At 71.3% G+C, this 9972-nt stretch carries 11 protein-coding genes; 8 read left to right on the top strand and 3 right to left on the bottom strand.

The annotated features are described in order from the left end of the window. Window positions 1-379 (top strand): winged helix-turn-helix transcriptional regulator (locus I5I_RS12200; RefSeq protein WP_239640113.1); only part of this gene is annotated, 379 nt, incomplete at its 5' end. A gap of 9 nt (window positions 380-388) precedes the next feature. On the opposite strand, the gene I5I_RS12195 is transcribed toward I5I_RS12200, so the two are convergent. Next, window positions 389-1057 (bottom strand): NADPH-dependent F420 reductase, encoded by a 669-nt coding sequence (locus I5I_RS12195; RefSeq protein WP_374699917.1) that lies wholly within the window; start codon window positions 1055-1057, stop codon window positions 389-391. A gap of 70 nt (window positions 1058-1127) precedes the next feature. Here I5I_RS12195 and I5I_RS12190 point away from each other — a divergent pair, with 70 nt between their 5' ends. From I5I_RS12190 to I5I_RS12180, 3 genes are read left to right on the top strand one after another with little or no spacing between them, the layout of a single operon-like run. Beyond that, window positions 1128-1910 carry an isocitrate lyase/PEP mutase family protein gene (locus I5I_RS12190; RefSeq protein ID WP_036319963.1) on the top strand — a complete coding sequence of 261 codons (783 nt, stop codon included), beginning with the start codon at window positions 1128-1130 and terminating at the stop codon, window positions 1908-1910. A 30-nt stretch (window positions 1911-1940) separates the two neighbouring features. Then, a complete protein-coding gene (locus I5I_RS12185) occupies window positions 1941-2321 on the top strand; it encodes a DUF3054 domain-containing protein (protein WP_036319961.1) in 381 nt (126 codons plus the stop codon). Between the two features lie 27 nt (window positions 2322-2348). Beyond that, window positions 2349-3629 carry a M18 family aminopeptidase gene (locus I5I_RS12180; protein WP_036319958.1) on the top strand — a complete coding sequence of 427 codons (1281 nt, stop codon included), beginning with the start codon at window positions 2349-2351 and terminating at the stop codon, window positions 3627-3629. Window positions 3630-3641: 12 nt separating this feature from the next. On the opposite strand, the gene I5I_RS12175 is transcribed toward I5I_RS12180, so the two are convergent. Further along, a complete protein-coding gene (locus tag I5I_RS12175) occupies window positions 3642-4877 on the bottom strand; it encodes an MFS transporter (RefSeq protein ID WP_036319956.1) in 1236 nt (411 codons plus the stop codon). A 234-nt stretch (window positions 4878-5111) separates the two neighbouring features. Between I5I_RS12175 and I5I_RS12170 the strand changes: the two genes are divergently transcribed. The 3 genes from I5I_RS12170 to I5I_RS12160 all read left to right on the top strand — a co-directional run bounded on the left by I5I_RS12170 (window position 5112) and on the right by I5I_RS12160 (window position 8342). Then, window positions 5112-6455 carry an MFS transporter gene (locus I5I_RS12170; protein WP_374699916.1) on the top strand — a complete coding sequence of 448 codons (1344 nt, stop codon included), beginning with the start codon at window positions 5112-5114 and terminating at the stop codon, window positions 6453-6455. 62 nt (window positions 6456-6517) lie between these two features. Further along, window positions 6518-7414, top strand: coding sequence for an SDR family oxidoreductase (locus I5I_RS12165; protein WP_036319949.1), 897 nt, complete (start codon window positions 6518-6520; stop codon window positions 7412-7414). A 94-nt stretch (window positions 7415-7508) separates the two neighbouring features. Beyond that, window positions 7509-8342, top strand: coding sequence for an SDR family NAD(P)-dependent oxidoreductase (locus I5I_RS12160; RefSeq protein WP_036319969.1), 834 nt, complete (start codon window positions 7509-7511; stop codon window positions 8340-8342). Window positions 8343-8412: 70 nt separating this feature from the next. On the opposite strand, the gene I5I_RS12155 is transcribed toward I5I_RS12160, so the two are convergent. Continuing rightward, on the bottom strand, window positions 8413-9447 hold the full coding sequence (locus I5I_RS12155) for a lactonase family protein (protein WP_036319946.1): 1035 nt from the start codon (window positions 9445-9447) through the stop codon (window positions 8413-8415). A 36-nt stretch (window positions 9448-9483) separates the two neighbouring features. On the opposite strand from I5I_RS12155, the gene I5I_RS12150 reads away from it, so the two are divergent. Further along, window positions 9484-9972, top strand: a 489-nt coding sequence (locus I5I_RS12150; protein ID WP_036319942.1) for an NAD(P)H-binding protein, incomplete at its 3' end; no start/stop codon positions are given.

The following is a 9972-nucleotide window of genomic DNA, read 5'->3' as shown; positions in this document are numbered from 1 at the left end:
AGCTCGGTACCGGGGATCCTCTAGAGTCTCTCGCGGAAATCCGGACACTTACGACCAGGTCTTCACCGAGAACTGCCCCACGCGCACCGTGCTCGACCACGTGATGAGCAAGTGGGGCATTCTCGTGCTGCTGGCGCTCAGCGAGGGCACGGCCCGGTGGGGTCAACTGCGGCGAGCGGTCGACGGCATCAGCGAGAAGATGCTCGCGTCGACGCTGCGCACCCTCGAGGCCGACGGCCTGGTCGTGCGTACCGCCTACCCCGAGGTGCCGCCGCGCGTCGAGTATGCGCTCACCGCCCGCGGCGACGAGCTCATGCAGCGAGTGCTCCCGCTGATGGGCTGGATCGCCGACAACGCGGACGAGATCGTCGCGCGCTGACGGCGTGTCTCAGCGGGTCGCTCGGGCCAGGTTCGCGCGGAGCTCGTCGGCGTCCTGACGGACGACGTAGGCGGGCTGGTCGCGCTCGACCCGCCAACTCTCGGCGACCGAGCCGATGTCGACGGTGTCGAAGCCGAACTCGTCGTAGACGGCGGTCGCGAGGGCCGCGGCATCCGCGTGGTCGCTCGCGATCGCGAGCGCGCGACGACCGGGGGTGCCGGCCGGGGCGCCGTCGGTGAGGATGGCGGCGGCGGGGATATGGTTGAACGCCTTCACGACGCGCGCGTCGGCGAGGTGGTCCTGAACCATCTGCGTCGTGGTCGTCTCCTTGGCCTCGAGTGCATCGATGCGCCCGTCGCGCTCCCAGTAGTAGTTGTTCGTGTCGAGCACGACCTTGCCGGCCAACGGCGCGGCCGGAATGTCGGCGATCGCCTTCAAGGGAACGGTGACGATCGCCCAGTCCGCGGCTTCCGCTGCTTCGGCGGGCGTCGCCGCGCGCGCGTTCGCGCCCAAGCGGGCCACCAGCCCTTCGAGCGTCTCGGGTTCCCGCGAGTTGCTGATGACGACGTCGTACCCACGTCCGACGAGGCCCTCCGCGAGCGCGCTGCCGATGTGTCCTGCTCCGATGATTCCCACAGTGGTCATGCGGGTTCCAACACCGGCCGCGCGCCCCCGCATTCCCACGAGGCTGCTGAGAAGACCGTGTCAAGAGGTGGTGCCCGCGGCATCCGGTGGTCAGGCTGGAGACATGACAGATGCCTCCCTCGCCGCCCGCGCTCAGCGCCTGCGCGACCTGTACGCCGCCCCCGAGATCCTCCGCGTCGCCAACGTGTGGGACGTGGTCTCCGCGAAAGCCGTCCTCGCGCTGCCCGAGACGCGCGCCCTGGCGACCGCGGGGCACTCCATCGCCGCATCCTTCGGCTACGAGGATGGGACGATTCCGCTGGAGACGACGCTCGACATGGTCGGGCGCATCGTCGCCGTCGCCGGTGAGGTTCCGGTCAGTGCCGATCTCGACGACGGGTACGACGACCCCGCCGACACGATCCGCCGCGCGATCGCGGTCGGTGTCGTCGGTGCGAACATGGAGGATCGCCTGCGCCCGTTCGACGAGTCCGTCGCTCGGGTCGCGGCCGCCGTCGCCGCCGCGGATGCCGAGGGCGTCCCGTTCGCGCTCAACGCCCGCACCGACGCGGTCGTCCGCGGAGGCGAGCGCCCGCTGGCCGATTCGATCGACGACGCCATCGCACGCGGACGGGCCTTCCTCGATGCCGGCGCGACCTCGGTGTTCGTCCCGGGGGTGCTCGATGCCGAAGCGACCGCGCAGCTCGTCGCGGGCATCGGTGAGCGGTCGGTGAGTGTGATCGGCCTTCCCGGTGCCCTCGCCGCGGGGGAATACGAGCGGCTCGGCGTCGCCCGCATCTCGTACGGTCCGCTGACGCAGCGGGTCGCGCTGACCGCGTTCCAGGACGTCACCCGCAGCCTCTATGCCGACGGTGTGATCCCCGCGGGCACCCGCGCGCTCAACTGACCCACCGCGCGACGGGAGGAGGATGGAGGCATGTCACGATCCGCTTCCGTCCTCCTCTCCTTCGCCCTCGACGCGGCGCTGGTCGTCACCTTCGCGGCCGTGGGTCGAGCCAGCCACGATTCCGACGTGTGGACGGGGCTCGCCATCACGGCGTGGCCGTTTCTGGCGGCTCTCGTGCTCGGCTGGCTGATTGCGCAGGCGTGGCGGGCGCCGCGCGCGCTCGCTCGCACCGGGCTGCCGGTGTGGGCGATGACGCTCGCGGGCGGCATGCTGCTGCGCGTCGTGTCGGGCCAGGGCATCGCCGTGTCGTTCGTGATCGTCGCGGGAATCGTGCTCGCCGTCTTCCTGCTGGGGTGGCGGCTGATCGCGCTGATCGTTCAGCGCGCGGCGGCGCGACGCCGCGCGGCATGAGCCTGGACCCCGAACTACGCTGAGGAGATGCCCGCTTCCGCTGCCGCCCGCGCCCACGCCGACGATCTCGCCGATTTCGTCGCCGCGTCTCCTTCGAGCTTCCACGCGGCTGCGGAGGTCGCGCGACGGCTGGAGGATGCCGGATTCACCTCCGTCGTCGAGGCAGAGGCGTGGTCGCTCGCTGCGGGCGGGCGGTACGTCGTCGTGCGCGACGGCGCCGTCATCGCCTGGGTCGTGCCGCGTGCGGCCGATGCGCGCACCGGCATCCACGTCTTCGGCGCCCACAGCGACTCCCCGGCGCTGAAGCTCAAGCCGAAGCCGACCACCGGTCGCTTCGGCTGGCTGCAGGCGGGAGTCGAGATCTACGGCGGCCCGCTGCTGAACTCCTGGCTCGATCGCGAGCTGCGCCTCGCCGGGCGTCTGGTACTCGATGACGGCTCCGCCGTGTTGACCGCAACCGGGCCGTTGCTGCGTCTGCCGCAGCTCGCGATCCACCTCGACCGTGAGGCCAACGACCACCTCGCTCTGAACAAGCAGACCCAGACCCAGCCCGTCTGGGGGCTCGGCGACGCCGCGTCGGCCGACCTGCTCGGTGAGCTCGCGGCCGCCGCCGGCATCGACGCCGCACGCATTCGTGGCTACGACATCGTGACCGCCGACGCCGCGCGCGGCGCCGTCTTCGGCAAGGACGACGTCTTCTTCGCCAGCGGCCGTCTCGATGACCTCGCGTCGGTGCACGCCGGCGTCACCGCCCTCGTCGCCGCGCCCTCCGACACCGCGCACATCCCGATGCTCGCGGTCTTCGACCACGAGGAAGTCGGCTCGGCGACGCGCTCCGGCGCCGCCGGCCCGTTCCTGTCGGACGTGATCGAGCGGGTGCAGCGCGGGCTCGGGGCCGATCGCGACGAGCAGCTGCGGGCACTCGCGGCATCCTGGTGTGTCTCCAGCGATGTCGGCCACTCCGTGCACCCGAACTACCCCGAAAAGCACGACCCCGTCGTCCAGCCCGTCCTCGGCAGTGGTCCGATCCTGAAGATCAACGCGAATCAGCGCTACGCGACGGATGCCGCCGGTGCGGCCGCGTGGCACGGCTGGTGCGACGCCGCGGGCGTCGTCTCGCAGGAGTTCGTCTCGAACAACGCCGTGCCCTGCGGGTCGACGATCGGGCCGATCACGGCGACGCGACTCGGCATCCGCACCGTCGACGTCGGCATTCCCATCCTCTCGATGCACTCCGCCCGCGAGCTCGCCGGCACTGCTGACCTGTTCGCCCTCAGCCGCGCGGCAGAAGCGTTCTTCTCCGCCTGAGCGCCGCCGACCTCAGCAGCGGCGGTGCGCCGCCGACGTCGCCACCAGGTTGACGAGGGCGAAGAGGGTGCCTGCGCCGAACAGCAGGGGGTACCCGATCACAGGGCTCAGCGAGGCGAGTACGGCCGGAACGAAGAAGCCGAGGTAGCTGAGGGAGTAGTAGACGGCGGTCAGACCGGCCAGATCGTCGGGGCCGGCGATCCGTTGCACTTCCTGCAAGCCGGTGACCAGCAGGAAGCCGTAGGCCGTGCCCAGAGCTGCCGCGGCGATGATCGCGACGGCCAGTGACATGCTCAGCGCCGCCGCTGCCGCGAGGGCCAGCCCGATCGCCGTTGCCGTGAAGGACGCGATGATCGTCCGCGCGCTGCCGGCCCGATCGATGCGCCGCACGAGGCTCTGGGCTGCCACACCGCATCCGAGCGCGATGAGACACAGCAGACCCGCGAACCCGACTTCGAAGCCGGGCACCTGGGCGGAGAAGAGCACGGGCAGGATCGCATAGGCGCTCGCCGCCGTGCCGAACACCCACGGGGCGAGCGGGGTCACGACGAACACGAAGCGGCGGTGAGTCGCCGCCGGGATGCGGAGGTCGTCGCGCAGTCGACCGGGGTGCGCGCTGCGCGTGCGCGTCTCGGGGGCCGACCACATGAGCGCGAGAGCGAGCGCGCACAGCAGGACGTTGACGAGATACGGCAGCACTTCCGGAGCCGTCCCCGACTGCGCGATGGCGGCTGCCACCGCGGCGCCCAGGGCGAACCCGACCGTCAGCACCAGCGCCGCGCGGCGCGCACCGGCGCCGGCGTCGGCGCCGGTGTCGAACGGAGCTGCCGAGAGCTCTTTGATCCAGGCCGTGCCCACGGCCATCACGAGACCGAGCGCGAGGCCCGAGAAGACCCGGCCGGTGAAGAGTTGCGCGGCCGATCCGCCGCCGGCGGCGAGAACGGCGGAACCGGTGAGCGCGAGGACGGGTGCGGGCAGGGCGAGGGCCCGGCGGCCGAACCGATCCGAGAGGGGGCCGCCGATGAGCAGGGCCGGCACGATGCCGAGGACATACGCGCCGAGGAGGAGGTTCACGGTCAGAGCGCTGAGGTGCTGCTCCAGCCGGTAGGTGACCAGCAACGGCGTGAACTCGTTGCCGCCCCATGCCACGGCGAACACCGCGGCGCTCACGCGCAGCCAGGGCGCCACGCGTGCACGGCGTCTGGCCCCTGCGACCGGAATCGGCAGGGAGGAGGTGGCGACTGACATGCGCGGGTGCCCATCTGTGAGGAGGCGGCACCGTTGTCGCTGGCGGTCGGGGACCGTTCGATGCTACTCCGATTTCGCCGTGTGGTCAGACCACCGGAGATATCCATCCGGTACACTCGAGTGTCGTGCTCCTTCGCGGAGCGCGAAGTGCATCTACCTGCTCCACCCAGCCATCCGACCGCGACGTCGCGGACGGCACCCGGCCCCGGATTCGTTCGGAGGGCAAGGCGGCACGTGAACAACGAGCCCATGTCCCGGAGGAACCCCGTGCACCACCCCTCGACCGCCAGCGGTCGTTCATCGCTGATCGCGCACACCGGATGGGCCTACTGGCCGATCGCATTCGTTGCACGTCTGCCCTTCGCGATGATGACCGTCGGCGTGCTCATGCTCGTCGTCCACGCGACCGACTCGGTCGGCTTCGGCGGGCTCACCTCGGCCGCCGTCGGCATCGGCGTCGTCATCGCGGGCCCCATCATGGGCGATCTCGTGGACAGACACGGACAGCGGCGCGTGCTCGTCCCGGTGGGGCTCGCCAACGGCATCCTGCTCGCGCTGTTCCCGCTGGTCGCGACGGCGGAGGCGCCCCCGGGCGTGATCCTGGCGGCGGCTCTGGCGATCGGGCTGACCGGACCGCAGGCGGCGGCCATGTCGCGCAGCCGGCTGCTGGCCATCGTCGCCGCGCGCATCGCTCCCGAGCGGCGCACGAAGACGACCTCGCGGCTGATGTCGTACGAGTCGGCTGCCGACGAGACGGCCTTCGTCATCGGCCCGTTCCTGGTCGGCATCCTCGCAGCCCTCATCGCACCGTGGGCTCCGATCGCGGTGGCCGCAGCGCTCAGCTTCGGCTTCGTGCTCGCGTTCGCGCTGCACCCCACCGCGCGCCTGCTGCAGAGTCGCGCCGACACCGCGGCGGAGCGCGCCGCCTTCCGCGCGGTGCTGACGCCCTCGATGCTCGTGCTGGTGGCGGCGACGTTCGGGGTGGGAATGTTCTTCGGCGCGGCGCTGACGTCACTGACGGCCTTCGCGCGGGCTGCGGGCGACGAGGCGCAGGCGGGCCTGCTCTACGGGCTCATGGGCATCGGCTCCGCGGTGCTGGCCCTCGGCGTCGTGCTGCTGCCCGCGCGCTTCGCCCTGCGCCACCGTTGGCTCGCCTTCGCGGGAGTGCTGACGGCGGCATCCGTCGGGTATGCGACCTCGTCGAGCCTGGGCGTGGTCGCCGGCTGGCTGCTCGTCATGGGCCTCGGGGTCGGGCCGACGCTGGTGACGCTGTTCTCGCTCGCGGGTGAGCGTGCCCCGCGCGGACGATCGGCGACGACCATGACGCTGCTCAGCTCCGCCCTCACGCTCGCGCAGGCGCTCGCCGCGGCGGCCACCGGCTGGATCGCCGAAGAGGTTTCGCTGGGCGTCGCGATGGCCGTGCCGGCCCTGGCCGCGGCGATCGTCCTGTCGCTGGGCGTCGTGAACGTCGCGATCGCACGCCGCGGCCGCGCCGCCCCCGGTCGTCCGGCCGCAGATGTCGCTGTGGACGAGGCATGGCGGCACGACGGGACGGACGAGCGCGCCCGCGCGCGCTAACACCGCCCGACGGCACTGTCAATCCACCTGCGCGGCGGCGCCCGGTCGCCGAGACTGCCGGAATGACCCGCGACCAGTACACGTTCACCGACCCGGCCGCCCTCTATGCCGACATCGAGCCGCAGAAGCAGCGGATGCCGGAACCCGGCCTCGAGGCCGAACTGACGCCCCGTCCGGATCTCGGCGAGGACACCTACCGCGGAACCGGGCGTCTGCGCGGCCGCCGCGCCCTCATCACCGGCGGCGACTCGGGCATCGGTGCCGCCACCGCGATCGCGTTCGCGCGCGAAGGCGCCGACGTCGCGATCTCCTATCTGCCCGAAGAGGAGGAGGACGCGCAGCGCATCGCCGGGCTCATCCGCGACGCCGGCGTCACGGCGCTCACCTTTCCGGGGGATCTGAAGGATGCCGCCTACTGCCGCGACCTGGTCGAGAAGACCGTCGACGGCCTCGGCGGACTCGACATCCTCGTCAACAACGGGGGCAAGCAGATCTTCAACGACGACCTCGAGACCCTGAGCGACGAGCAGTTCGACGACACGTTCAAGACCAACGTGTACGCGATGTTCTGGATCACCAAGGCCGCCCTCGCGCACCTCGAACCCGGCTCGTCGATCATCAACACGACCTCCATCCAGGCGTACAAGCCCTCTGATGTGCTCGTCGACTACGCGTCGACGAAGGCCACGATCAATGCGTTCACGAAGGCGCTCGCCCAACAGGTCGCACCCCGGGGCATCCGCGTCAACGCGGTCGCGCCCGGGCCGATCTGGACGGCGCTGCAGCCCACCGACGGCCAGCCGCAGGACAAGCTCGACAGCTTCGGCGAGGACACCGCGCTCGGGCGAATGGGCCAGCCCGCCGAACTCGCCCCCGCCTACGTGTTCCTCGCATCGGCCGAGTCCAGCTATGTCATCGGCGAAACGCTGAACGTCAACGGCGGCATCCCCTCGCCCTGACCCCTGCACTCCTGTCGGGTCGCGGTCATGCAGGGGGCGGCCCGGCAGGACCCTCTGTCGGCGGACGTAGACTCGCCGCATGACCCCTCCCGGCATGAACGAGAACGACCCCCGCACGATCGTGATCACGGGAGCCAGCAGCGGCATCGGTGCCGCCGCGGCCCGACAGCTCGCCCTGGCCGGGCAGCGGGTCGTGGTCGTCGGGCGCGACCCGCGGCGGACCCGGCAGGTGGCCGAGGGGATCGGCATGCCGTTCCACGTCGCCGACTTCGCCGTCCTCGCGCAGGTGCGCGCGCTCGCCGATGAACTGCGGGCGAGCTATCCGCGCATCGACGTCCTCGCGAACAACGCGGGCGGCATCTTCGGCGATCGCACCGTCACGGTCGACGGATTCGAGGCGACCTTCCAGACGAACCATCTGGCGGCGTTCCTGCTCACCAATCTGCTGCGCGATCGCCTCGTCGACTCCGGAGCCGCGGTCATCCAGACCTCGAGCGTCGCCGCGCGACGTTTCTCGCGCTTCGACATCGACGACCTCAACGCCGAGCGGCGATATTCTGCGAGCTCGGCATACGGCAACGCGAAGCTCGCGAACATCCTGTTCACGAAGGAGATCGAGCGGCGCTGGGGCGACGACGGTGTGGCGGCGGCCGCATTCCACCCGGGCGTGATCGGCAGCAGCTTCGCGGCCACGGCCAAGGGACCGTGGCGCTTCATGTACACCAATCCCGTGACGAGCCGGCTGCTGACCTCGACCGATGTCGGCGGGGCGCGGCTGGCCTGGCTCGCGCTGGGCAAGCCAGGTCTGGACTGGGAGCACGGCGGCTACTACGTCGCCAACCGCCTGGCGCGCACCTCGCCGGTCGCCGCCGATCCGGTCATCGCCGCGCGCCTGTGGGAGCGCAGCGCGGAGATGGTCGGCCTCTGAGGCGGTTCATCCGTCCGCTCTGGTCGTCATCGGTCGGCGGATGCGGCGAGGCGGGACGGACGACGGGGCGTCAGTCGATGAAGCGCACCCAGTTGGCGCCGTTGCCGGTCTCGGCGCGCTGGAGCAGCTCGAGGCGCTCGCCGTCCACGGCGTACAGCGACACCGACGTCGACTTCTCGCCGGCGGCCACGAGGTAGCGACCGTCGGCGCTCGTGGCGAAGCCGCGGGGCTGCTGCTCGGTGACGGTGAAGGTCGCGGCATCCGAGAGGCTGCCGTCGGCGGCCACCGGAACCGCGGCGAGCGTGCTCTCGGTGCGCTCCGACGCCCACAGCACGCGGCCGTCCGCGCCGGCGTGCAGGTCGGCGCCCCAGATGAAGTGGTGGGCGAGGGGATCGGCGCCGAACTCGCTGTGGCCGAGACCCTTCGAACGGTCGAAGGCGGATGCCGCGCCCACGAGTTCCAGGGTGCCGGCCGCGGCGTCGCGGGCGTAATGCAGCACCTCGCCGGAGAACTCGGTCATGACGTAGACCGCATCCTGCGCGTCGTTCACCAGCAGATGGCGCGGTCCGCTGCCGGCGGGAGCCGCCACGGTCGCGGGTTTCAGCGGGACGAGGGCGAGCTCGTCGGCGATCGCGTACTGGGCGACGAGGTCGGCGCCGAGCGAGACGAAGTAGGCGAACCGGCCGTCAGCGCTCGGCAGCACCGAGTGCAGGTTGGGGTAGGAGATCGTCGACACCGGCTCGCCGACGACGCCGTCGACGATGGGGGAGAGGATGCCGTAGCCACCGCCGTAGCTCGCGCCGAGAAGGGCCGCGCCGTCGCGCGTGAGCGCGAGGTAGTTCATGCCGCCGGCGGGGAGATCGCGGCGTGACAGCGGGGTGAGGATGCCGCTCGTGCGGTCGAGCGAGAGGGTGACGATGCCGGCAGGATCCCCCTTGACCGCCGCGTAGACGAGGTCGCGCGCGGCATCCACGGCGAAGGTGGAGCATCCCGTCAGTCCCTCGGTCACGGCGAGGCGCTCGAGGGTGCCGTCGGCGAGGCGGAAAGTGGTGAGGGAGCCGTCTGCGGCGTTGGCGACGAGAACGAGAGCGGTCGTGGCGGTCATGGTTCCAGCGTAGGCGGCCGCGCGTAGGCTGGAACCATGGCACGCATCCTGATCATCGGCGGGCACGGCAAGGTCGCGCTGCAGGCCGAGCCTCTGCTGGTTCGGGCCGGACACGACGTGAGGGCGGTGATCCGCAATGCGGATCACGCCGACGATGTGGCGGCTGCCGGGGCTCATCCCGAGGTGGCCGACGTCGCGGGTCTCGACATCGCGCAGCTGACCGACCTCGTCCGCGACTCCGACGTCGTGATCTGGTCGGCGGGCGCCGGCGGCGGTGACGCGGCCCGCACCTACGCCGTCGACCGTGACGCCGCGATCCGCACGATCGATGCCGCCGCCGCGGCGGGCGTCGACCGGTTCATCATGGTGTCCTACTTCGGTGCTGGAGCAGACCATGGCGTCGACCCCGACAACGGCTTCTTCGCCTACGCCGAGGCGAAGGCCGCTGCCGATGATCATCTGCGCGCGAGCGGCGTCGACTTCACGATCCTGGCGCCGTCCAGCCTGACCGACGACGCAGCCACC

Origin of the sequence: Microbacterium sp. B24 (genome assembly GCF_000333415.1) — a bacterium.
GTDB lineage: Bacteria > Actinomycetota > Actinomycetes > Actinomycetales > Microbacteriaceae > Microbacterium.
Note: the sequence above shows the minus strand (reverse complement) of the source record. Positions and strands in the feature narration are given on the sequence as shown.